Below are 23,623 nucleotides of genomic sequence, written 5' to 3'. Positions count from 1 at the left end.
GGGCTGAAGGAGGACAGATGCGCACACCCGACCTGTACCTGCGCAGTATCGGCGTCCATCTGCCACCGGTGGTCAGCATCGACACGGCCGTCGCCGAGGGCCGCTATTCCGCCGCCGACCAGGAGTACTTCCGCCTGGGCGGCGCGGCGGTGGCCGGCGACGTACCGGCTCCGGAGCTGGCGCTGCGCGCGGCCCGGCAGGCGTTCGAGCGCTCCGGCGGCCTGTCACCGCGTGACCTGGACCTCATGCTGTACGCCGACGTCTGGCACCAGGGCCCGGAGGGCTGGCAGCCGCAGTACTACCTGCAGCAGCACCTGATCGGCGGCCACGTCCTGTCCGTCGAGGTGCGGAGCGGCTGCTGCGGGATGTTCAGCGCGCTGCAGCTCGCCGCCGGATATCTGCGGCCGGGCGGCACCGCGCTGCTGGTCGGCGCCGACAACCACGGCACCCCGCTGGTCGACCGGTGGCGGATGATCGAGGGCAACGTGATGGGCGACGCCGGGTGCGCGCTGCTCCTCACCACCGACACCGGCTTCGCGCAGCTCCGGTCGGTCAACGTGACCGTGCTGCCCGAGGCCGAGGCGGTCAACGACGGCGGCGTGCCGATGTTCCCGCCGGACGCGACCGTGGGCCGGCCCCTGGACTTCGCCGCCCGCAACCGCGAGTTCCGCAAACGACTGCTGGACCGCGACGGCGCGAGCATCATGCTGGCCATCCAGACCACGCTGATGGAGCTGGTCGAGCGCACCCTCAAGGAGGCGGGGATCACGCTCGGCGAGGTGGCGCGGGTGGCCTTCCAGCACGGACGCTGGGACGACCTGGAGCACCGGGGCGTGAACTGGTTCGGGCTCACCCTGGCCGACACCACCTGGGACTACGGCGCCGCGATCGGTCACCTCGGGGTCAGCGACCAGTTCGTCGCCCTCGACCACCTGCTGGCCGGTGGAGCGCTGGCGCCCGGCGACAACGTGCTGCTCGTCGGGGTGGGCGCCGGCACCACCATGGCCTGCGCCGTCGTGCGCATCCTCGACCTGCCCGGCGAGTACGCCCCCGGCTGAGCACGGCGTACGCATCGACGATCCGGTTGGACCAGCCCAGGAGGCGGCATGGAGACGGCGGACATGTACATCAGCGGGGTCGGGTCGTACCTGCCCGCCACGGTGGACGTGGGCCACGCCGTGGCGGCGGGCTGGTACCCGGCCGAGGAGGTCGAGCTGCACCGGCTCGCCGCGGTCGCGGTGGCCGGTGACGTCCCGCCGCCGGAGATGGCGTTACGCGCGGCGCGGAGCGCGGTGGCCCGCAGCGGCCGCTCCCCCACCGACCTGGACCTGCTGCTGTACGTCTCGACCTGGCATCAGGGCCCGGAGGGCTGGCCGCCGCAGGCGTACGTGCAACGCCACCTGGTCGGCGACGGCGTCCTGTCCACCCAGCTCAAGCAGGGCTGCAACGGCATGTTCGCCGCCCTGGAGCTGGCCGCGAGCTACCTGCGCGCGGCGCCGGGACGCGAGGCGGCGCTGCTGGTCGCCGCCGACAACTACGGCACCCCGCTCGTCGACCGGTGGCGGATGCTGCCCGGGGCCGTGGCCGGTGACGCGGGCAGCGCCCTCGTGCTCGACACCGAGCCGGGGTTCGCCCGTCTGGCGTCGGTGTGCACGATGTCGGTGTCGCAGGCCGAGGAGATGCACCGCTGCGCCGAGCCGTTGTTCCCGCCCGGCATCACCGAGGGCCGGACGGTGGACTTCGCGGCGCACAACGACGTGTTCCGGCGGCGCGCGGTGGTCGAGGGCGACGGGACCGGGGTGCTGGTGACGCTGGACGAGCGGATGGTCGAGGTGATCGACCGAGCCCTGTCGGAGGCCGGGATCAAGCCCCATGACGTGACCAGGGTGGCGTGCATGAACACCTCCCAGGAGATCGCCGACCAGATCTGCGAGCACCGGCTGGGCATCCCGGCGTCCCGGTCGGCCTGGGAGTTCGGCCGGACGATCGGCCACTGCGGGGCCAGCGACCAGATCCTCGCGCTGGAACACCTGGTCCGCGGCGGCGCCCTGGGACCCGGTGACCACCTGCTGATGTTCGGCTTCGGGCCGGGCGTGACCATCTCGGGAGCCGTCGTGGAAGTGCTCGAATCGCCCGTGTGGGCGCGGATACGGGAAGGCGATGTGTGATGGATCGACCGGCCGAGGTCATCGCGCTGATCGGGATCGGCTGCCGCCTGCCAGGCGGCGTCGGCTCGGCGGAGGAGTTCTGGAGCCTGCTGTGCGAGGGGCGGGACGCCAGCGGACCGGCGCCCGCCGACCGCTGGCGGGACTACGCCGACCGCGGCCCCTCGTACGCGGCGGCGGTCCGCCGCACCGTGCCGCACGGCAGCTTCCTGGAGGGGGCGGCCGACTTCGACGCGGAGTTCTTCGGGCTCTCGCCGCGTGAGGCCGAGCTGATGGACCCGCAGCAGCGCCTGGTGATGGAGACCGCGTGGGAGGCGCTGGAGCATGCCGGGGTGTCACCGGACGCGCTGGCCGGCACGGACGCGGGCGTGTACGTGGGCGTCTGCACCGGCGACTACGGGCATCGGCTGCTGGAGGACCTGCCCGACATCGAGGCGTGGACCGGGATCGGCGCCGCCACCTGCGCCGTGGCCAACCGGGTGTCGTACGCGCTCGACCTGCGCGGCCCCAGCCTGGCGGTGGACACGGCGTGCTCGGCGTCGCTGGTCGCCGTCCACCTGGCCGTGCAGGCCCTGCGCGCGGGCGAGACCGACGTGGCGCTGGCCGGCGGGGTCAACCTCATCCTGTCGCCCGGCGAGACGCTGACCCTGGACGCGGCGGGGACGCTGGCGCCGGACGGGCGGAGCAAGTCGTTCGACGCCACCGCCGACGGGTACGGGCGGGGCGAGGGCGCGGCGGTCGTGGTGCTCAAGCGGCTCTCCGACGCGGTGCGCGACGGGGACCGGGTCCTGGCGACCATCCGCGGCAGCGCCGTCAACCAGGACGGCCGCACCGCGGGCATCATGGCGCCGTGCGGCCAGGCGCAGGAGCACGTCATGCGCCGCGCGCTGCGCCAGGCGGGCGTCGAACCGGCCACGGTCGGCTACGTCGAGGCGCACGGCACCGGCACCGCGGTCGGCGACCCGCTCGAAGCCGGCGCGCTGGCCGCCGTCTACGGGGCGGGCCGGCCGGTGGACGAGCCGTGCCTGATCGGCTCGGCCAAGTCCAACATCGGGCACCTGGAGGGCGCCGCCGGCATCGCCGGCCTGGTCAAGGCCGTTCTGGCGCTCGAACGAGGCGAGCTGCCGCCGAGCCGGCTCGACACGCCCACGCCGGCCGTCGACTGGGCGGGCGCCGGGCTGCGGGTGGTCGGCACGCCGACGCCATGGCCCGGCTCCGCGCACCCGCGCAGGGCCGCGGTCTCCGCCTTCGGCTACGGCGGCACCGTCGCCCACGTCGTCCTCGAACAGGCGCCGCCGACCCGGCCGGCCGCCGAAGGGACCGTCGGAGGGACCGCCGAGAGCGCCGCCGGGGGCACCGCCGGGCGGACCGCCGAGGGGACCGCCGGGCAGATCGCCGGGCAGATCGCCGGGCAGATCGCTGGGCGGACCGCCGACGGGACCGCCGGGCGGTTGTATCCGGTGTCCGCGGCGTCGCGGGCGGCGTTGCGGCAGGCCGCGGGGAACCTCGCCGGCGTCGTCGCCGAGCTGCCCGCGGCCGGCGTGGGGCACACGCTCGCGCTGCGCCGGGCCCACCTGCCGCACCGGGCGGTGGTGGCGGCCGCGGACCCGGCCACGCTGGCCGAGCGGCTGCGCACCCTGTCGGCCGGCACCCCGCACGACGCGGTGACCACCGGGCGGGTGCTCACCGATCGCGGCCCCGGCCCGGTGTTCGTGTTCTCCGGGCACGGCTCGCAGTGGGCCGGCATGGGCCGCGAACTGCTGGACACCGAGCCGGCGTTCGCCGCGGTGATCGACGAGCTGGAGCCGGTGTTCGCCGCCGAGATCGGCTTCTCGCCGCGAGAGGTGCTCAGCGGCGGCGAGCTGACCGAGGTGGACCGGATCCAGACCATGATCTTCGCGATGCAGCTCGGCCTGGTCGAGCTGTGGCGGGCCCACGGTGTCCGGCCGCACGCGGTCATCGGCCATTCCGTCGGCGAGATCGCGGCCGCCGTGACGGCCGGGGCGCTGACCCGCCTGGACGGCGCCCGGTTGATCTGCCGGCGGTCCCTGCTGCTGCGGCAGGTGGCCGGGCGCGGTGCGATGGCCATGGTGCAGCTGCCGTTCGACGAGGCGGCGCGGCTGCTGGAGGGCCGTACCGACGTGGTCGCCGCGATCGCGGCCTCGCCCGGCTCGACGGTCGTCTCCGGCGATCCGGGCGCCGTGGCCGGAGTGCTGACCGGCTGGATCGAGGAGGGCATCCCGGCCCGCCGGGTCGCCTCCGACGTGGCGTTCCACGGGCCGCAGATGGATCCGCTGCTGGCCGGTCTGAGCGCCGCCGCGGCCGATCTGAAGGCCGGCGTCCCCGGCATCCGCGTCTACTCGACGGCGCTGGACGATCCGCGGGAGAGCCCCGGCTTCGACGGCGCGTACTGGGCGGCCAACCTGCGCCACCCGGTGCGGCTGGCCGGCGCGGTCACGGCGGCCGCGGCCGACGGGTACCGCGCATTCATCGAGGTCTCGGCGCACCCGGTGGTCACCCACTCGCTGCTGGAGACGCTGAGCGCGGCCGGGCACGACGAGGTCTTCGTCGGCACGTCGTTGCGCCGCAACCGTCCCGCTCGGGCCACCCTTCTAGCCGGTGTGGCCGCGGCCCACTGCGCGGGTCTCGACGTGGACTGGTCCGGACTGCAGCCGGCCGGCGGGCCGGTCGTGCTCCCCTCCTACCCGTGGCAGCATCGCCGGCACTGGCGTACGCCGTCGGCCCCGGACACCGCCGGCCGCGGCCACGACCCGGACACGCACACGCTGCTCGGCGACGGCATCGACCTCGCGGGCACCGACGTACGGCTCTGGCGGACCAGCCTGGACGACCAGACCCGGCCGTATCCCGGCAGCCACGCGATCGAGGGCGTGGAGATCGTGCCGGCCGCGGTGCTGGCGGCCACGTTCTTCGCCGCCGCCGGAGGCCAGGTGCTCGGCGAGGTGACGATGTCGGCGCCGCTGCTGACCGCCGACCGCCGCGAGGTCCAGGTCGTCCGGCAGGGGGCCGCGCTGCGGCTGGCCGCCCGTGCCGCGGGCGATCCGGACGCCGCCTGGCAGATGATCGCCACCGCCGCGGTGCCCGCCGCGCCGGGAGCGGCGCCGGCTCCCCCGGGGCAGCCGCTCACGCCCGTGGACCCGGGCCTGGTCGCGCAGCGGCTCGCCGCCGTCGGCGTGCCCGGCACCGGGTTCGGCTGGACGATCGAGGAGCTGGTGCGCGGGCACGGCGCGCTGCGGGCCCGGGTACGGTGCGGGCCGGCCGCCACGTGGGCGCCCGTGCTGGACGCGGCGATGTCGGTGGCGCCGAGCGCGTTCCCCGGTGACCCGCTGCTCCGCATGGTGACGCACGTCGATCGGCTGGTCACGGTCGGCGAGCCGCCGGGCACGGTGGACATCGAGGTGTGGCTCGACCCCGATCGCGCCGACACCGTGCAGGTACGCGTGACCGACGAGGCCGGCGCCGTCGTCGGCTGGCTGTCGGGGCTGCGGTACCCGGTGATCGACGCGCCGGCCTCCGGTGAGAACGGCGCGGAAGGCGTACGGCCCGCCGACTCGATCGCCGGCCTGGGCCCGGCGGAGCTGCGCGCTTTCCTGCTGGAGGAGGTCGGCGCGCAGATCGCCAAGGAGATGCGGCTGGCCCCTGCCGACCTGTCGCCGCACCGGCCGCTGGTCGAGCAGGGGCTGGACTCGGTGCTGACGGTGGTCGTCCGGCGGCGGCTGGAGCAGCGGTTCAGGTGCTCGCTGCCGACGACCCTGCTGTGGCGGCAACCGACCGTCGCCGCGGTCTCCGACTTCATCGCCGGGCTGGTGTCCCCCGCGAACGGCAACGGCAACGCGGGGTGACGGCACGCCCGCCGTCACCCCGCGTCGCCGTCAGACGTCGAACTCGACGCCCTGGGCCAGCGGGAGCCGTCCCGAGTAGTTGATCGTGTTGGTCGCCCGGCGCATGTAGCCGCGCCAGGCGTCCGACCCGGACTCGCGGCCCCCGCCGGTCTCCTTCTCGCCGCCGAAGGCGCCGCCGATCTCGGCGCCCGAGGTGCCGATGTTGACGTTGACGATCCCGCAGTCCGAGCCCTCCGCCGAGACGAACACCTCGGCCTCGGCCTGGTCGCGGGTGAAGATGCTGGACGACAGGCCCTGGGGCACCGCGTTGTTGAGCGCGATGGCCTCCGTCAGGCTCTGGTACGGCAGCACGTACAGGATCGGGGCGAACGTCTCCTCGCGCACGACCTCGCTCTGCTCCCGCATGCGCAGCAGCGCCGGCTCGGTGTAGAAGGCGTCCGGCGCCTGGTCCTCGAAGCGGCGCCCGCCGCCGGCCACCAGCGAGCCGCCCTGCCGGACGGCCGCGTCGAGCGCGTCGCGCATGGCGGCGTGGGCGCGGCCGTTGATCAGCGGCCCGACCAGGGTGCCGGCTGCCGTGGGGTCGCCGACGGGCAGCCGGGAGTAGGCGCCGGCCAGGCGTTCGACCAGCGCGTCCACGACGTCCACGTGGGCGATGACGCGACGCATCGTGGTGCAGCGCTGCCCCGCCGTCCCCGCCGCGGAGAACACGATGCCGCGGGTGGCCAGGTCCAGGTCGGCGGACGGGCACACCACGGCCGCGTTGTTCCCGCCGAGCTCCAGCAGCGAGCGCCCGAACCTGGCCGCGACCCGCGGCCCGACCGCGCGGCCCATGCGGGTGGAGCCGGTCGCGCTCACCAGCGCGACGCCCGGATGGTCCACGAGCGCCTCGCCGACCTCGGGGCCGCCGATGAGGACCTGGCTCAGGTACGCGGGCGCGTCCTGCTCGGCGGCGGCCCGGTCCAGCAGGGCCGCGCAGGCCAGCGCCGTCAGCGGGGCCAGCTCGGACGGCTTCCACACGACGGGGTCGCCGCAGACCAGGGCGATGGCGGTGTTCCAGGACCACACGGCGGCGGGGAAGTTGAACGCGCTGATCACGCCGACGACGCCCAGCGGGTGCCAGGTCTCCATGAGGCGGTGGCCGGGCCGTTCGGAGCTGATCGTGCGCCCGTAGAGCTGACGGGACAGGCCCACCGCGAAGTCGCAGACGTCGATCATCTCCTGGACCTCGCCGAGCGCCTCGGAGGTGATCTTTCCGACCTCCAGGCTGATCAGGGTGGCCAGCTCCCGCTTGTGCTCGGTGAGCAGCTCGCCGAGCCGCTTCACGAGCGCGCCCCGGACCGGCGCGGGCACGGTCCGCCAGGCCAGGAAGGCCTGCCTGGCCCGGGTCACGGCGTCGTCCACGGCGCCCGCGTCCACCCAGTCCACGGCGGCCAGGCGCCCGCCGTTGATCGGCGAGGTGGTCGTCCTGCCGTCGCCGAGCGCGTCCACGTTCACGCCGCAGCGCTTCGCGGTCTCCCGCGCCTTCCCGGCCAGCTCGTCGGCGCTGGGCAGCGTGGTCTCCATCAGGCTTTCCTCCACGATAGTGATCAGACGATGTTGATCTCGGGCCGCGCCCCGCTCAGGGCGAAGCGGCCCGTGTCGAAGCCGGTGACGTCCACGAACGGCGGCCGTTCCAGATAGAGGTCCCGGACCACCTCCCCGACGGCCGGGCTCATCAGGAACCCGTGGCCGGAGAAGCCGGTCGCGTAGATGAACCGGTCGATGCCCCGCGCGGTGCCGATGAGCGCGTTGTGGTCGGGCGTCACCTCGTACAGGCCGGCCCAGCCGGTGGCGATGCCGGTCTCCATCAGGGCCGGGGCGCGGCGGGCCATGACGTCGCCGAGCCGCGGCAGCCAGGCGTCCGACCGGTCGAGCTTGAACCCGGGGGTCTCCTCCGGATCGGACATGCCCAGCAGCAGCCCCGGCCCTTCCCGGTGGAAGTAGAACGTGCTGCCGAAGTCGATGGTGAACGTCGTCGGCGGCAGGTCCGGCATCGGCTCGGTGAGCAGGATCTGCCGGCGCAGCGGCTCGACCGGCAGGTCCACGCCTGCCCACGCGCCGACCGCCTTCGACCAGGCGCCCGCCGCGCAGATGACGGTGCCGGTCTCGATCCTGCCGCCCTCGGTCAGCACGGCGGTGATGCGCCCGTCCCGCGTCTCGATGCCGGTCGCCGCGCAGTTCGGCAGTAACCGGGCGCCGAGCCGCCGGGCCGCGCCGGCGTACCCGAGCACCACCGACTCCGGGGTGCAGTGGCCGTCGGAGGGCGAGTAGGCGGCGGCCAGCAGCCCGTCGGTGTCGATCAGCGGCGACAGCTCCCTGGCCTCCGCCGTCGAGATCATCCGGCTCGGCACGCCGAGGTCGTTCTGGATCGCCACGTTCTTCTCGAACTCGGCCACGGACTCGGGCGAGTCGAGCAGGAACAGGTAGCCCACCTTGTGCAGGTCGATCTCCTGCCCGAAGCGCTCGGTGAAGGTCTCGAAGGTCTCCAGGCTGCGTACGGCGAGCTCGATGTTCACCCGGTCGGAGAACTGGGCGCGCACTCCCCCTGCGGCCTTCGACGTCGAGCCGGAGCCCAGCGGCCCCTTGTCGATCAATACCACGTCGCGCACCCCGGCCGCGGCCAGCGCGTACGCCGAGCTGACGCCCATGGCGCCGCCCCCGATGATGACCACCGACGCGCTCGCGGGCAGCCGGCGTGCGGTTTCGTTCATTCACCCGTTCCTTTCGAAGTCATCCACGGGGCGCCCGGGCGTCATTACCCAGGCAGCCGCCCCGCCAAAAGCCCGGCCAGAAGCTCGGCCAGGTGCGTGCCCCGCCGCGCGGACAGGTCGGCGATCTGCGTGCGGCAGGAGAATCCGTCGGCCAGGACGGCGGCCTCCGGGCCGGCGTCGCGGAGCGCGGGCAGCAACTGGTGCCCGGCGACCGCCGCGGACACCTCGTAGTGGCCCTCCTCCATGCCGAAGTTGCCGGCCAGCCCGCAGCAGCCGCCGAGCCGACGGACCTCGGCCCCCGCCTCGCGCAGCAGCCGGGCGTCCTGCTCCCAGCCCATGACGGCATGGTGGTGGCAGTGCGGCTGGGCCACCACGGACCTCCCGTCGAGCCGGGGCGGCCGCCAGCCGGGTGTCTCGGACAGCAGCTCGGCCAGCGTGCGGGTGGCTCGCGCGACCGGCGCGGCGACGGCCTCGTCCAGCAGCTCCAGCGCGTCCGATCGCAGGACGGCGGTGCAGGAGGGCTCCATGCCCACGATCGGCATGTCCGCGCCGGCCAGGTCCGCGACCGTGCGGCCCAGGATGGTCTTCGCCTTGTCGAGCTGGCCGGTGGAGATGTAGGTGAGCGCGCAGCACCGGCCGGACGCGGTGATCCGGGGCGCGTAGCCCGCGGCCTCCAGCACGGCCACGGTGGCCCGGCCGACCTCCGGCGCGAAGTGGTCGGTGAAGGTGTCGACGAACAGCATGACCGGCCTGCCTTCGACGGGCCGGTGCTCCCGTTCGAACCAGGACCGGAACGTCCGGGGCGCGAACGCGGGCAGCGTGCGCCGCCGGTCCACCCCGGCCAGGGCCAGCGCCGGCCGCCGCAGCGCGGGGACGCGCAGGACGGCGTTGACGGCTCGCGGCATCCTGGCGGCCAGCCGCGCCCAGAACGGCAGCCGTCCCAGCGAGTAGTGCGCGGCCGGGCGGAGCCGTCCGCGATAGCTCTGGTACAGCATTTCCGACTTGTACGCGGCCATGTCGATCCCCGTCGGGCAGTCCGACGCGCAGCCCTTGCACGACAGGCACAGGTCGAGAGCCTCGTGGACCTCGGGCGAGCGCCACCCTCCGGCGACGGCGGAGCCGTTCACCATCTCCTGCAGCACCCGGGCGCGCCCGCGGGTGGAGTCCTTCTCCTCCCGCGTGGCCAGGTAGGAGGGGCACATGACGCCGCCGGTCGCGGTGTTGTCGGCGCGGCACTTGCCCACGCCGGTGCAGCGGTGCACGGCCTGGCCGAAGTCGCCGCCGTCGTGGCGGTAGGCCAGGGCGAGGCCCTCGCGTACCGGCCCGGCCGCCGGGACGCGCAGGTCTGCGTCCAGGGGGCGCGGGCGGACGAGCACGCCGGGGTTGAGCACGTCGCCGGGGTCGAAGACGGCCTTGACGCGGGCGAACAGGTCGATCGCGGGGGCGGAGTACATCAGCGGGAGCAGCTCGCTCCTGGCCCGGCCGTCGCCGTGCTCGCCGGACAGCGACCCGCCGTAGCCGGCGACCAGCCCGGCGGCGGCGGTCAGGAACGCGCGGAACGAGGCGGGTCCGTCCGGGCGGTCGAGCGGCACGTCGAGCCGGATGTGCAGGCAGCCGTCCCCGAAGTGCCCGTACGGCAGGCCGGTCAGCCCGAAGTCCTTCATCAGGGCCTCGAAGTCGCGCAGGTAGCGGCCCAGCATCGCGGGCGGCACCGCGGTGTCCTCCCAGCCCGCGTACGCGGGCAGCCCGGCGGGGCTCCGTCCGGACAGCCCCGCCCCGTCCTCCCGGATGCGCCACAGCGCCGCCGCCCGCGCCTGGTCGGTGACGACGAGGGCGTCGCCCCCTCCCCCGGCCACGCGCCGGGCCCGCTCGCGCACCTCGGCCTCGTCGTCGCCCGCGACCTCGACGAACAGCCAGGCCGCCCCGGCCGGCAGCGGCGGCACCGCCTGCTCGCCCCGCCTGCGCCGGACCACGTCGACGATGCGCGCGTCGATGCCTTCGCACGCGGTGGGCCGGTGCTCCAGCAGGCCCGGCGCGGCGTCGCCCGCCGCGGCGATGTCGGGATAGCCGAGCACCACCAGCACGCGGTGCGCGGGATCGGTCACCAGGCTCAGCGTCGCCTCGGTCACCACCGCGAGGGTGCCCTCGCTCCCGGCCAGGAACCGGGCCACGTCGAACCGCCGCTCCGGCAGCAGGTGCTCCATCGCGTAGCCGGACACCTGCCGCCCGAAGCGGCCGAACTCGGTCCTGATCAGCGCCAGGCTGCCGGCGGTGAGGTCGTGCAGCGCGGCCAGCTCGGCGGTGTCCCGGCCGGTCCCGCCCGGCGGCAGGTCCAGCGCGGCGCCGGTGCCGGCGACGGCCTTGAGCCCGGCGATGTTGTCGCTGGTACGGCCGTAGCCGAGGGTCCTGGACCCGCACGCGTTGTTCCCGATCATCCCGCCGATGGTGCAGCGCGTGTGGGTGGACGGGTCGGGCCCGAACCTCAGCCCGTACGGGGCCGCCGCCCGCTGCAGATCGGCCTGGATGACGCCCGGCTGCACCACGGCGGTCCGCGTACCGGGATCGACGCTCAGCACGCGGTCCAGATGGCGGCTGAAGTCCAGGACGAGGCCGGGGCCCACCGCGTTGCCCGCCACCGAGGTGCCGCCGCCGCGTGGCGTCAACGGCACCTCGTGGCGGGCGCAGAGCTCGATCACCGTGGCCACGTCCTCGGCCGAGCGGGGCCGGGCGACCAGCAGCGGCGGCACCCGGTAGAGGGAGGCGTCGGAGGAGTGGGCCGACCGGGAGGTGCGGTCGGTCAGCAGGTCGGTGACCCCGCGCCGGCGCAGGTCGGTCGCGAGTGCGGCTGCCCGGTCCATAAGTAGCATGTTACATGCTAGATCCGTGCGCACTCAAGGGCCTCTCCGGCGCCACTGGCCTCGCATGTAACATGCTACCCAGATTCCGGCGAAGGAAAGGAACGGGAGATGGTCGGCTCCACCGCACTCCGGGCGGCTTTCGCGCGGCGGCTGTCCGCGATGTACGGCACCGAGGTCCCGGCGTACAACACGCTGGTCGACGTCGCGCACGACGTGAACCGCGAGGTGCTGGAGCGAACGGGCGCCGACGCCGAGCGGCTGGGCTCCATCGAGCGGGTCACGGCCGAGCGGCACGGCGCCATCCGCGTGGGCACCCCGGCCGAGATGGCGCAGGTCGCCCGGATCTTCGGCGCGATGGGCATGCGTCCCGTCGGCTTCTACGACCTGCGCGAGGCGGCCAGCAGCTCGGTGCCCGTGGTCTCGACGGCCTTCCGCCCGATCGACGAGGCCGAGCTGGCCGCCAACCCGTTCCGCGTGTTCACCTCGATGCTGGTGACGGGCGACCGGCGCTTCTTCAGCGCGGACCTGGAGCGCAGGCTCGGCGCGTTCCTGGGGGCGCGCCGGCTGTTCCCGCCGCGGCTGCTGGAGCTGGCCGACCGTGCCGAGGCCGGCGGCGGGCTGGACGAGCCCGCGGCCGAGGAGTTCCTCACGCTGGCCACGAGGGCGTTCGAGCTGTCCGCGGAGCCTGTCTCGCGGAGCTGGTACGCCGAGCTCGAACACGTCTCCGCGGTCGCCGCCGACATCGGCGGGGTGCCGAGCACGCACGTCAACCACCTGACGCCGCGCGTGCTCGACATCGACGCCCTCTACGCGCGGATGAGCGAGCGCGGCATCACCATGATCGACGCGATCCAGGGGCCGCCCCGCTGGAGCGGCCCGGACCTCCTGCTGCGCCAGACGTCCTTCCGCGCGCTGGCCGAGCCGCGGCTGTTCAGGGAGGACGACGGCCGCGTGGTCCGCGACGACCTGCGGGTGCGCTTCGGGGAGGTGGAGGCGCGGGGGATCGCGGTGACGCCCGCGGGCCGGGCGCTCTACGACGAGCTCGCCGACGCTCTGGCCACCGAACTGGGTGGCGGGCTGAACGGGGAGCGGGTGACCGCGGCGGAGCGCAACGCCGTCGCGGCGAAGCTGTGGGAGGCCCGCGTGCCGCGCACCGAGTCCGAGCTGGCCGCCGCCGGCCTGGCCTACTTCACCTTCCACGCCACCGGCGCGCGCCCGGGCCCCACCCCGCCGGCCGGGCTGGCGGCCCTGCTGGCGCAGGGCTGGATCACCGCGCGCCCCATCGTGTACGAGGACTTCCTGCCCCGGTCGGCCGCCGGGATCTTCCAGTCGAACCTGACCTCCGACGGGTCCAAGGACGCGACCAGGGCCGGTGTGGAGTTCGGCGCCGAGGCGCTGGCCGGCGTGCTCGGGCGGCCGCTGCATGACCCGTACGAGCTGTATGCGGCGATCCGCGACCGGTCGCTCACGCGGGTTCGCGACGAGCTGGGCCTCACCACGGAGATCACCCTCCCCGCCTGATCCCGGCGTGCCCGCCCGTTCCCAGCCGGCCGGCCTATGCCCGGCTGGGCCCGGCGTTCCTGGTCAGGGCTCGTCGACGATCGACGCCCACAGGGCGTCCACCTCGACCGGCTCGCCCTGGGCCCTGGCCGCCTGCCGGGCCAGGATGAGGCCGGTGCTGGTCAGATGGGCCCGCATCGCCCGCACGGCGGCCCCGGCGTCGGCCGCCACGACGGCCGCCACGATCGGCTCGTGCTCCTCGTGCACCTGCCGCAGCGTGCGGGACCGGTCGTCGGTCGAGGAGCCCAGGATGCGCATGGTGTCACGCAGGCCGCCGACGATCGCGCGGGCCCTGCTGTTGCCCGCCGCGACCAGGATGTGGTCGTGCAGCGTCTGGTCGAGATGGAAGAACAGCTCCTCGTCGCCCGCACCCACCGCGGCCGCCATCTCGTCCATGGTCGCGCGCAGCGAGCCGGCCAGCTCCGCCTGGCCGCGCGCGGCGACCCGCCGGACGGCGGGGAGCTCCAGGGCCAGCCGCACCCCGAAGATCTCCACGATCTCCCTCGGGTGGGGCAGCACGACGCGGAACCCCCGGTTGCGCTCGACCTGCACCAGCCCCGCGTCCGCGAGCCGCAGCAGCGCCTCGCGCACCGGGCTCCTGGACACGTTGAGCTGCTCGGCCACCTGATAGACCGAGTAGAGGCGGCCCGGGAGCATGGCGCCCGTGTGCACCGCCCTGCGCACCTCGGAGATCACCTGCTCGGCCAGCGACCGCCCCGCGTGCGGCAACGGCTGGAGCTTCAGCTCGGCGGACTCCCGGGTCGGTGGCATGGTGGCATGGTACCGGCAGGGGTCCCTACAGCGATCACAGCAGCGATCACAGCGGCGATCACCTGCCGCGCACCGGCTCGGCCACCAGCCCCACGCTCTCCCGTTCGAGGAAGCGCGTCGGGATCACCGTGCGCTGGCCGCGTACGGAGGCGCTTCCCGCCCCGCTCTCCGGGGCTGCGATCTTGGCGAAGAGCTGGGCGGCGGCCGCTCGCCCCATGTCGTACGCCGACTGCACGACGACCGAGATCCGGGGCCGTACCAGAGTGGTCCACTCCAGATCGTCGAACCCCAGCAGCGACATCTCACCCGGGATCGCGATCCCTCGCTCGGAGAGCAGCGTGAACGCGCTCTTCGTCATGTAGCTGTCGGCCGTGAACAGCGCGCTCGGCGGATCACCGAGGGCGAGCATCGCCGCCACGGCGTCCGTACGGCGTCCCGGCTCGTCGTGCGGGACGAGGGCGATGAGCTCACGCTCGACCGGCAGCCCCGCCGCGGACAGCGCCCGCAGGTATCCGCGTACCCGGTCCAGTGAGGGCCGGGAGGGCCCCGCGACGCTCGCCCGGCTTTTGCCGATGCGCAGCGCGGGCGGCTCCTCCGGTTGCACGGACCCCAGATAGGCGATCCGGTGGTGCCCCCTGCCGATGAGGTGGTGGATGGCGTTGGCGGTGCCGGCCTCGTTGTCGGCGACGACGCTGTCGATCCCGGCGTCGCTGAGCTGCCGGTCGAGCGAGACGACCGGGACGCCGGCTCCGGTGACGGCGTCGATGTGGGCGTGCTCGCGTACCGAGACCGGCGTGATGATGAGGCCGTCGACCTCGTGCGACAGCAGCACCCTTGCCGCGTCCTGCTCCTGGCTGAGCTGGTCGTCGGTGTTCATGACGATGACCTTCGAGCCTTCGTCGAGCGCCACGTCGCAGATGCCGCGCATGGCGCTGGAGAAGAAGGCGTCGGAGATGTCCGCGCAGACGAAGCCGATGATGTCGGACTTGCCGCTGCGCATCGTGCGGGCCACCCGGTTCGGCTCGTACCCGAGCTCCCTGGCCGCCTCGGTCACCCGTTCCATGACCTCCTGGCTGGAGTAGCCGTAGCCGCCGAGGGCGCGTGCGGCGGTGGCCCTGGAGACGCCCGCGCGGGCCGCCACGTCCTTGACGTTGGGCCGCGACCGCTTGGCGGGCTCTCGCCGTCCAGGTTCAGTGGGCACGATCAGATCCTTCTCCGGAGGGTGGTTGGTGCACTATAGGGCGACGAGCACGCCGGTCCCGCTCGCGCGGGCGCGGGTGCAGGCGCGCCAGGCCAGCACGGCGTCCTGGATGCCGAGGCCGTTGCTGTGGAACACCACGATGTCCTGCTCCGCGGCGCGTCCGGGGTGCTCGCCGCGCAGCACGCGGGAGATCGGCAGCACCGCGTCCGCATCGATCACCTCCGCCTCGACCGCCTCCAGCACCGGGCCGTTCGAGCGCAGCGCCTGCCCGGGCAGGTCGGCGACGACCAGGGCGGCCCGCCGCGTGCAGCCGAGATCGAGCTCGCGCCGGTCCGGAGCATAGGATCCCATGGTCAACACGGTGGTGCCGCCGCCCAGCCAGGCTCCTTCGACGACCGGCACCCGGCTGAGCGTGCAGGTGGCGATGGTGCGGCTGCGTTCGCACAGGTCACGCGGCGACGCGGCGATCTCGACCGGCAGGCCCGCCAGGCGCTCGTCGAGCCGTTCCCGCCCGCGCGCCTGGAGCCCCGGGCTCCACATGAGGAATCGCTCGACCGGCATCACGTCGCTGAGCAGGCACACGAACTCGGTGGCCTGCGCCCCCGCGCCCAGCACGCCGACGGTGTGCGGCCGGGCGGGAGACAGGGCGCGCGCCGCGGCGGCCAGACCGCCCGCGGTGCGCAGCGTGGTGATCGTCGTACCGTTCAGCACGGCGGTGGTGCGGCCGGAGTCCGGGTCGTGCACGGTGACCGTCGCGTGCACGGCCGGCAGGCCCCGCGCGCCGTTGCGGGGATGCTGGGTGCCCGACTTGAAGACGACGCCGGTCTCGCCGTCCGCGACGGCGCTGTGCACGAACGCGATGGCGTCCGGCGCGAAGGTGTCGTAGTGCGTGTGGGCCGAGCGCACCAGGCCGTCCGCGGTGGCCAGGAGGAAGGCGTGCTCCTGGGAGTCCACCACGTCGGCGGCGCTGAGCACGGCCCGGATGTGCGCGTCCGACAGCACGAGCACGTCTGCGTCTCCCATGTCAGAGCACCCTGGCCAGGAAGGAGCGGGTGCGTTCGTGCTCGGGCGCGCCGAAGATCCGCTCCGGCGTGCCGGCCTCCACCAGGCAGCCGCCGTCCATGAAGACGACGTGGTCGGCGACGTCGCGGGCGAAGCCCATCTCGTGGGTGACCACGACCATGGTCATGCCCTCCTCCGCCAAGTCCCGCATGACGTCCAGGACGTCCCCGACCAGCTCGGGGTCCAGCGCGGAGGTCGGCTCGTCGAAGAGCATGAGCTTGGGCCGCATGGCGAGCGAGCGGGCGATGGCGACGCGCTGCTGCTGGCCGCCGGAGAGCGACTCCGGGAACGCCTCGGCCTTCTCGGCCAGGCCCACCTTGGACAGCAGCTCCATGGCCTGCTCGCGGGCGGTGCCGCGGTCCAGGCCGTTGACCACGATGGGACCCTCGGTGACGTTCTCGATGACGCGCCGGTGGGGGAAGAGGTGGAAGCCTTGGAAGACCATGCCCATCTGGCGGCGCTGTGCCGCGAGCTGGGCGGAGGTCATCTCGTACAGGCTGTCGCCCTTCCAGCGGTGGCCCATCGGCTCGCCGTCGAGGTAGACGTGTCCGCTGTCGGGGACCTCCAGCAGGTTGACGCAGCGCAGCAGGGTGCTCTTGCCGGAGCCGGACGGCCCGATGATGCACTGCACCTGGCCGGGATGCACGTCGAGGGACACGTCGCGCAGCACGTGGTTGGCACCGAAGGCCTTGTTGACCTTCTCGATCCGCAGGAGGGGGACTCCTGCGGCGCTTGTCGCGGCCATGTCCGGCTCACGCCTTTCCGAAAGAGGGGAGGAACCGCAGCCGCCTGACGTCGCCGGCGCGGGTCACAGTGAGCCGTTGTTCCAGGTGTTGCTGGGCCACGGTCAGCAGCGTGCACAGGACCAGGTACCAGATGGTGGCCACGAGCAGCAGCGGGATCGTCTTGTAGTTGCGGGAGTAGATCATCTGGGCGCTGTACAGCAGGTCCGGCGTGGCCAGCACGCTGACCAGCGAGGTGAACTTCAGCATCGAGATGAGGTCGTTGCCGATCGGCGGGATGACGATCCGCAGCGCCTGGGGCAGCACGATCCGGCGCATCACCTGGTACCGGGACATCCCGATCGACAGCGCGGCTTCCGTCTGTCCCTTGGAGACGGCCTGGATCCCGGCGCGGATCATCTCGGCGGCGTACGCGCTCTCGGTCAGGGCGAGACCGAGGATCGCCGCCGAGAACGACGAGATGACGGTGTTGGTGTCCCACTCCTTCAGCACGGGGCCGAAGGGGATCCCGAGCTTGAGCGTGGGGATCAGCGTGGCCAGGTTGAACCAGAAGACCATCTGCACCAGGGGTGGCACGCCGCGGAAGAACCACAGCCACAACCAGCTCACGGACCTGAACAGCGGATTGGCCGACAGCCGCATCACCGCGAGCACGATGCCGACGGCCAGGCCGATCACCATGGCGAGCACGGTCAGCTCCAGGGTGGTGAGCAGGCCCCGGAGGATCTCGGCGTCGAAGAGATAGGTGAAGACCACCGACCAGCGCATGTTCTCGTTCGTGACCAGCAGGTGCGCGAACATCGCGATGGCCAGGAGGAGGACGGCCCCTCCTGCCCACCACCAAGGATGCCGGAGCGGGACTTTCCGCGCCCCTTCCGCGCTGCGGAAGGTGCCGGGGTGCGCACCGCTTCGCGTGGTCTGCTCTGCCGGACTGCCTGCCCGCGTCATCGTCGGCTCCTTCATTGCGGTGGATCAGGGGGTGTGCGCGGGCTCAGCCTTCGGGGTCGGCCTGGGTGATGAGGACGGCGGACTTGAGGTTGCCCTGGCTGGTCACACCCCACTGGGAGCGGATCTTGTCGTACGTGCCGTCGTCGATGACCGCTTGGAGCGCCGCCTTGAGCGCCGGCCCCAGCGGGCTGTCCTTCTTGACGCCCAGGCCGTTGTAGACGGCGTTGACCAGGAGGTCGGAGACGTCCATCTGGCCGCTCTGCTTCGCGCTGTACTTGAGCTTGCCCGACCCCGCGGCGACGAGCTGGACGCGGCCGGAGGTGACCGCCAGCTCCGCCGAGGGCTGGTCCTTGAACTGCTCGATCTTCATGGGGTTCGAGCCGCAGGTCTTGGCGTTGTTCTCGGTGAGGTACTTGTACTCCCACGCGCCGGTGAGCACGGCGACGGACTTGCCGCAGGTGTCCCCGATCTTCTGGATGTTCAGGGCGGCGCCCTTCTTCCACCCGAAGGCGGTCCCCTCCTTCTGGAGGGGGACGAAGTCGAGGCTCTCCAGCCGGTCGGGGGTCACACCGAGCGAGGCCACGGCCAGGTCGTAGCGGCCGTTGTCCAGCCCAGGGATGATCATGTCGAAGCCGGTCGCGGTGTAGGTGAAGGCGACGCCCATCTTGGCCGCCATCGCCTTCGCCAGATCGACGCTCCACCCCTTGATCTCGCCATTCTCGACGTACTCCTCGGGCGCCCAGTCGCCGAAGACGGCGACCTTGGCGTTCGCGAGGCTCTGGGGGACGAGCTTGGCCACCGCCGGGTCGGCGGCCACCGCCGGCTTCGGCGCGGCGCTCTCGGCTCCCCCGGCGTCCTGTGTCTCCGTGCCGCACGCCGAGAGGACGAGCGCGGCGCACACCGACAGCGTGGCGAAAGCCCCGCCGCGGCCAACCCTGATACCGGTCATGTCGATTCCTTTGCTGGTGCGGAGGAGAGGTGGCGCGAAAGAACGGTCAGCTCCGGGGTGAGGGGCATGGGGTGCCCGAAGGCGCCCATGGCCGCGCAGACCTCCGCGGCGTGCGCGGACGCGCGCCGCAGCGTCTCCCGCCCGCCGAGGCCCGCGGTCAGGCCCGCCAGGGCGTGGGCGATGAAGGTGTCTCCGGCCCCCAGCGTGTCGACCACGTCCACCTCCACCGCCGGCTGGGCGAGCAGCTCGCGTCCGTCGAAGAGCGACGAGCCCGCCGCGCCCCGCGTCGCCAGGGCCACCCGTGCGCCCTTGTCGCAGGCCCAGCGGAGCAGGTCGGCGGTCTCGGCCGCGCTCAGATGCGAGGCCGAGAAGAAGGCGTAGGTGACGTGCGGGATCACCTCGGCCGCATAGTCGTCGCCGGTGTGGGAGTCGAAGTCGAACGACAGGGGCACGCGCTCGGCGATGGCCGCGAGCTGCTCCCCCAGGTGCGCCGAGTAGGTGGAGTGCGCCAGCTCGTGAGCCGCGACGAAGTCCAGGTCCGCCTCATTCATCCGGAACCTGGCCACCCCCCGGTCGAACGGGCCGAACGTGCGCTCGCCGCCGACGTTGACGACGGTGGCGTAGCCGGTCGGCCCGGTCAGCCGGCGCAGGCGTGAGACGTCGACCCCTTCGGCCCGCAGAGCGGCGGCGAGCTGGTCTCCGCGCTCATCGCGCCCGGCGGCTCCGACGTAGGAGGCGCGGGCGCCGGCGCGGGCGGCGTGGACGGCCACGTTGACGCAGTTGCCGCCCGGGTACATGCGCCCGGCCTCGAGATAGCAGTCGGTGATGTTGTCACCGACGGCGGCGAGCCGCATCAGTACTCGACTCGCCACATGTAGCGGCGCTCGCTCAGCGGGCGGCCGGAGAACGCCTCGAAGTGCTGGGCCAGCCGGGCGGTCACCGCGCTCGCCATGATGAATGAGCCGATCGTGGCGCGCTGGGCGGTCGGGACGCCGGGCAGCGAGAGGGTGGCGCCGTCGATGACGTGGTTCTTGTCGTTGTGGCGATCGAGGAAGCGGATGGCCCGCTCCCCCATGGGACGCGTGGCGTCCTCGCCGAGCAGCACGATCACCGGCAGGTCGCCGTCGACGACCTCGAACGCGCCATGCAGGAACTCGCCGGAGCCGGTGGCCACCGCGTGCTTGGTCTGCATCTCCTGCAGGTAGCAGGCGGCGAACGTCTGGGCCGCGCCCTCCAGCGGGCCTGAGCCGAGCACGTACACGCACGGCTCGTCGGTGCACGCCGCGGCGATGCCGCGCAGGTGGTCGTCCAGCTCGTGCACCGCGGTCTCGAACGCCTGCGAGCAGCCGCGGAACGCGGCCACCGCCTCGTCGTAGTCGTCGGCCACGCCCTGCGCCCTGAGCAGCGCGTACGCGATGAGCCCCTGCAGCACCTGCTTGGCCTCGACGCTGCGGTGGAGCACGATGTCGGCCGCCTCCCCGGCCACCACGCTCCCTGGATCCTTGGTCACGAGCAGCACGGGCGCCCCGGCCTCGCGGGCGAACCGCACGGCCCGCGCCGTCTCGGCGGTGCCGCCATTCGTGCTGCTGGCGATCACGATCGAGTCGGGCCCCAGCGCGGCCGGGCGGCGCAGCATGAACTCGTCCGCGTTGAGCGCCACGGCCGGGATGGGGGAACGTTCCAGCAGGAAGCGCATGGCGCCGAACATGAACAACGAGCCGCCACAGCCCACCAGGTAGATGGCGCGGGTCGTCGGCTTGAGCGCCTTCTCCACGAACTCGGTCACCTGGGCCTCGATCTGGGGTGTCACCGCCTGGTCGAGGTCGGCGCGGAAGGTCTCGGGAATCAGCCCCAGGGGACGGACGGGCTGGCGTTCCTGGCTCACTCGGACTCCAATGTGAGATCGATCTCAGATTGGGAAGATGATGCCCCTCCGGAAACTCCCTCGTCAAGGGGGTGATGCCAGTTGGGGCCTCAGGCCGTTTTCGTGAGGCGCGTCAACTCATGGGCCGCGCCGGCGAACCGTCCGCCGGTCGCGTACGTCATGGGGGCATGACGCTCCGGTCTCTTGCCCTCTTCCCGATGGCCGTCCTCCTGCTCGCCGCCGCCATGCTCGTGGGGGTCGCTCCTGCGGCCCATGCCTGCTCGTGCGCCGATATGAGGCCGGCGAAGGCTGTCGATCATGCGGACGCGGTGTTCACCGGAACGGTCGTGGACGTGCGCAAGGACGTCGGCGACCCGTTCGGGGCCCGGCCGCCGGCCGTCTACCGCTTCCGTGCGGACAACGTCTACAAGGGCGCGCCCGCCGCCGAGTTCACGCTCGCGTCCGATGTCGACGGCGCCTCGTGCGGGTACACGTTCGAATCGGGTACGCGCTACCTGGTGTTCGCGACGTCGGGCACCTCGGGGCTGGACGTGAAGGTGCCGGGGGTCAGCATGTCGTCGACCTTGTGCTCGGGGAACATACCGGTCAAAGCGGGCAAAGGGCTCCTGCGGCCGGGTGACGAGCGCAGGGCCTCCCACGAGAGCTGGGCGGGGCCGGTCGATGACGAGCTGATCGCCGCCTTGGGCACGCCCGCGAAGGCGACCTCGGCCGCACCGGGCAGCCCCCGGGCCGAGCCGCCGGCCCAGGGGAAGCCGGTCGCGGAGCACGGGCCTTTGGGCGCGGGGCCGGGGTGGGCTGTCACGGGGATCGTGGTGGCCATCGCCCTTCTCGCCGCCGGCCTCCTGCTGTCCCTGCTGCTCACCCGCCGACGCCGTCCCGGGCGAGAGGGCTGAGCCGACCTCCTCCTGCCCATCCCAGGTGTGCAGGCTGAGATAGGCTCCGGCTCGGGTTCGCCTGAGGAGACATTACGAGCACAGGTCTGGTCACGGCCCTGGTACGGATCCGGTCACGGGCCTCGTCACGGGATCAGGGCGGTGACGGCGGTGGCGAGGTAGAGGCCGCCGCCGATGGCCACGGCGACGCCTGCCAGCGCGGGCGTCCAGGCCGCCGTCGCGCGCAGCAGCCGCATGCTCGGCAGCCGGCCGGTCAGGAGCGTGGCCCCGCGCACGGTCACGACCCCTACGGCGGTCAAGGTGACGGCCATCCCCACCCCGAACGCCAGCACCAGCACGACGGCGTCCAGGGCCCGGCCCGTGAGCAGGCCGCTGACCAGCACGATGAACGCCGAGGGCGAGGGCACCAGGCCGCCGGAGAGCGCAAGCGCGATGAGCCCGCGCCGAGACCACGGATCCGCCAGCCCTCCATCCTCACCGCCATGCCCATGCCCGTGGCCGTGCCCGTGGCCGTGCCCGTGGCCGTGCCCGTGGCCGTGCTCGTCGGCTGCGGACTCGTGGCTGTGGCTGTGGCTGTGCTGGCGGGTCTTCCGGTGGCGGAGATGGCGGTATGTCAGGTGCGCGCCGACGCCGATCACGACCGCGCCCGCGACCACCTGCAGCCAGGCGGTGACGGCCTGGGTGCCGACTGCGGCGCTGGACAGGCCCACCCAGGCCAGTGCGAGCGCGAGCACCGACACGGTATGCATCAGCGCCACGACCACCCCGAGGCGCAGCGCGTCGCGGTAGCGGCCGTGCGTGCCGATCAAGTACGCCGCGGTCACGCTCTTGCCGTGGCCGGGAGCGACCGCGTGCAGCGCACCCACACCCAGGGCAACGGCCAGCACCAGCCAGAACGCGCCCGCGCCATCGAACAGCGCGATCAGGTAGTTCTCCTGATCGGTGGTGCCGGTCATCCGCCCGCGCCCGTGCGCTGGTGCTGACCAGACCCAGCCCGCCGATCCCGACGTATCGCTGAGGCGTCCCCACCTCCCAGGACGTCGCCATTGCGCGAAACGTCCCCACCATGGGGGATGTCCTCACTTCGGGGGACATCTAGGGGGACATCCTCACCCCAAGAGGCGCCCTCATCCCGGGAGGCGGCCTCACCTCGGAAGGCGTTCTCATCCTGGCGAAGGCGGGCTGGGGACGTGGTGTGCCGGCGGCGGCGGAGCAGGAGCGTGCCGAGCGCGGCGAGGGAGAGCAGCAGCGCGGCCACGGGCACCGCGAGCGACACCCCGCCCGTGGCGGACGGGTCGAAGCGAAGACGCTGGGTGCCGTTCGCCGCCGTGAGCACCGCCTGGGCCGGCGTCGCGGGCGTGTCGGCGGTGAGCACGGTCCGGTACGCCTCGTGCAGGTCGGCCAGCGCGGCGATCCGTACGTCGACCTCGACGACCGGAGCCGCGCACTCGAAGCTGAACCTGGCGCCCTGGGCCAGCAGCTGCTCCAGCGGGGCCAGCTCCGCCGCGCAGGGTCGTCCCGCCTGGGTCACCCCGATGCGGGCCAGCAGGTAGTCGCGTACCGCTGTGGAGCGGGCGAGCTTCTGCTCCCCGGTCAGAGCGGTCGCCGCGCCCGCGGCGGGCTCCTCGAACGCGCCGACCGAGCGGCCGAGCGCCACCCAGTCGTCTTCGGCGGGCAGCCAGGCGAGGCTCACCCGCGAGCCGTCGGCACCGATCCGCGCCGTTGACGGTGCCCCGAACGGATGAGCCGCCGCCGCAGCCGGTACCGGCACGGCGGCGACCAGTCCGGCGACGACGACCAAACCGGCCACGACACACGCCGCCGCGTTCAGGGCACGCGCGACAACCCGGCGCGGGCCGCCCGGAGCCCGGCTGGCGACGTCCACAGCCTGCGCGCCGCCGGCCCAAGCCCGGCCGACACCCCGGGCGCGGATGGTCAGGGTGGCGGCGGGGGCCGGGGCGGTTCGGGGTGGGGT

The 23,623-nt window shown here is 73.4% G+C and carries 18 protein-coding genes; 5 read left to right on the top strand and 13 right to left on the bottom strand.

Annotated elements, in window-relative coordinates:
• Positions 1–17: 17 nt before the first annotated feature.
• Genes ABEA43_RS63050 through ABEA43_RS63040 form a run of 3 tightly spaced genes read left to right on the top strand, consistent with a single transcriptional unit; the run spans position 18 to position 6,028 of the window.
• Positions 18–1,058, top strand: a complete 1,041-nt coding sequence (locus tag ABEA43_RS63050; RefSeq protein WP_345578916.1) for a ketoacyl-ACP synthase III family protein — start codon at positions 18–20, stop codon at positions 1,056–1,058.
• Between the two features lie 48 nt (positions 1,059–1,106).
• A complete protein-coding gene (locus tag ABEA43_RS63045) occupies positions 1,107–2,168 on the top strand; it encodes a ketoacyl-ACP synthase III family protein (protein ID WP_345578913.1) in 1,062 nt (353 codons plus the stop codon).
• Positions 2,168–6,028, top strand: a complete 3,861-nt coding sequence (locus ABEA43_RS63040; RefSeq protein ID WP_345578910.1) for a type I polyketide synthase — start codon at positions 2,168–2,170, stop codon at positions 6,026–6,028. The genes ABEA43_RS63045 and ABEA43_RS63040 overlap by 1 nt, the downstream gene beginning before the upstream one ends.
• Before the next feature lie 30 nt (positions 6,029–6,058).
• Here ABEA43_RS63040 and amaB read toward each other — a convergent pair whose 3' ends face one another.
• The 3 genes from amaB to ABEA43_RS63025 are packed head-to-tail and all read right to left on the bottom strand — an operon-like array spanning position 6,059 to position 11,636.
• The gene (gene amaB, locus ABEA43_RS63035) at positions 6,059–7,591 is read right to left on the bottom strand and encodes an L-piperidine-6-carboxylate dehydrogenase (RefSeq protein WP_345579021.1); all 1,533 of its coding nucleotides are present in this window, start codon (positions 7,589–7,591) and stop codon (positions 6,059–6,061) included.
• 23 nt (positions 7,592–7,614) lie between these two features.
• A complete protein-coding gene (locus tag ABEA43_RS63030) occupies positions 7,615–8,778 on the bottom strand; it encodes an NAD(P)/FAD-dependent oxidoreductase (RefSeq protein ID WP_345578907.1) in 1,164 nt (387 codons plus the stop codon).
• 44 nt (positions 8,779–8,822) lie between these two features.
• The gene (locus ABEA43_RS63025) at positions 8,823–11,636 is read right to left on the bottom strand and encodes an FAD-binding and (Fe-S)-binding domain-containing protein (RefSeq protein WP_345578904.1); all 2,814 of its coding nucleotides are present in this window, start codon (positions 11,634–11,636) and stop codon (positions 8,823–8,825) included.
• A gap of 108 nt (positions 11,637–11,744) precedes the next feature.
• Here ABEA43_RS63025 and hglS point away from each other — a divergent pair, with 108 nt between their 5' ends.
• Positions 11,745–13,157 (top strand): 2-oxoadipate dioxygenase/decarboxylase, encoded by a 1,413-nt coding sequence (gene hglS / locus ABEA43_RS63020; RefSeq protein ID WP_345578901.1) that lies wholly within the window; start codon positions 11,745–11,747, stop codon positions 13,155–13,157.
• A 63-nt stretch (positions 13,158–13,220) separates the two neighbouring features.
• Here the strand turns inward: hglS and ABEA43_RS63015 are convergent, their stop codons facing one another.
• Genes ABEA43_RS63015 through ABEA43_RS62980 form a run of 8 tightly spaced genes read right to left on the bottom strand, consistent with a single transcriptional unit; the run spans position 13,221 to position 20,755 of the window.
• Positions 13,221–13,967, bottom strand: coding sequence for a GntR family transcriptional regulator (locus ABEA43_RS63015; protein ID WP_345578898.1), 747 nt, complete (start codon positions 13,965–13,967; stop codon positions 13,221–13,223).
• Positions 13,968–14,025: 58 nt separating this feature from the next.
• Positions 14,026–15,168, bottom strand: a complete 1,143-nt coding sequence (locus ABEA43_RS63010) for a LacI family DNA-binding transcriptional regulator (protein ID WP_345578895.1) — start codon at positions 15,166–15,168, stop codon at positions 14,026–14,028.
• Positions 15,169–15,201: 33 nt separating this feature from the next.
• Positions 15,202–16,191, bottom strand: coding sequence for an ornithine cyclodeaminase family protein (locus ABEA43_RS63005; RefSeq protein WP_345578892.1), 990 nt, complete (start codon positions 16,189–16,191; stop codon positions 15,202–15,204).
• A 1-nt stretch (position 16,192) separates the two neighbouring features.
• Positions 16,193–16,975, bottom strand: a complete 783-nt coding sequence (locus ABEA43_RS63000) for an amino acid ABC transporter ATP-binding protein (RefSeq protein ID WP_345578889.1) — start codon at positions 16,973–16,975, stop codon at positions 16,193–16,195.
• Positions 16,976–16,982: 7 nt separating this feature from the next.
• On the bottom strand, positions 16,983–17,921 hold the full coding sequence (locus ABEA43_RS62995; protein WP_345578887.1) for an amino acid ABC transporter permease: 939 nt from the start codon (positions 17,919–17,921) through the stop codon (positions 16,983–16,985).
• A gap of 43 nt (positions 17,922–17,964) precedes the next feature.
• Positions 17,965–18,870, bottom strand: coding sequence for a transporter substrate-binding domain-containing protein (locus ABEA43_RS62990; RefSeq protein ID WP_345578885.1), 906 nt, complete (start codon positions 18,868–18,870; stop codon positions 17,965–17,967).
• Positions 18,867–19,724, bottom strand: a complete 858-nt coding sequence (locus tag ABEA43_RS62985; RefSeq protein ID WP_345578883.1) for a PfkB family carbohydrate kinase — start codon at positions 19,722–19,724, stop codon at positions 18,867–18,869. The genes ABEA43_RS62990 and ABEA43_RS62985 overlap by 4 nt, the downstream gene beginning before the upstream one ends.
• Positions 19,724–20,755 (bottom strand): SIS domain-containing protein, encoded by a 1,032-nt coding sequence (locus tag ABEA43_RS62980; protein ID WP_345578881.1) that lies wholly within the window; start codon positions 20,753–20,755, stop codon positions 19,724–19,726. Before ABEA43_RS62980 ends, ABEA43_RS62985 begins: the two co-directional genes overlap by 1 nt.
• Before the next feature lie 167 nt (positions 20,756–20,922).
• Between ABEA43_RS62980 and ABEA43_RS62975 the strand changes: the two genes are divergently transcribed.
• Entirely contained in the window at positions 20,923–21,648 is a 726-nt protein-coding gene (locus tag ABEA43_RS62975) for a hypothetical protein (RefSeq protein WP_345578879.1), read from the top strand.
• Between the two features lie 125 nt (positions 21,649–21,773).
• Here the strand turns inward: ABEA43_RS62975 and ABEA43_RS62970 are convergent, their stop codons facing one another.
• Both ABEA43_RS62970 and ABEA43_RS62965 read right to left on the bottom strand, forming a co-directional pair.
• Positions 21,774–22,604 carry a HoxN/HupN/NixA family nickel/cobalt transporter gene (locus ABEA43_RS62970; RefSeq protein ID WP_345578876.1) on the bottom strand — a complete coding sequence of 277 codons (831 nt, stop codon included), beginning with the start codon at positions 22,602–22,604 and terminating at the stop codon, positions 21,774–21,776.
• Positions 22,601–23,623, bottom strand: a 1,023-nt coding sequence (locus ABEA43_RS62965; protein WP_345578873.1) for a hypothetical protein, incomplete at its 5' end; no start/stop codon positions are given. The genes ABEA43_RS62970 and ABEA43_RS62965, both read right to left, overlap by 4 nt.

This window comes from Nonomuraea rosea (assembly GCF_039539705.1).
Lineage (GTDB): Bacteria > Actinomycetota > Actinomycetes > Streptosporangiales > Streptosporangiaceae > Nonomuraea > Nonomuraea rosea.
This window is presented reverse-complemented; position numbering and strand designations above follow the sequence as displayed.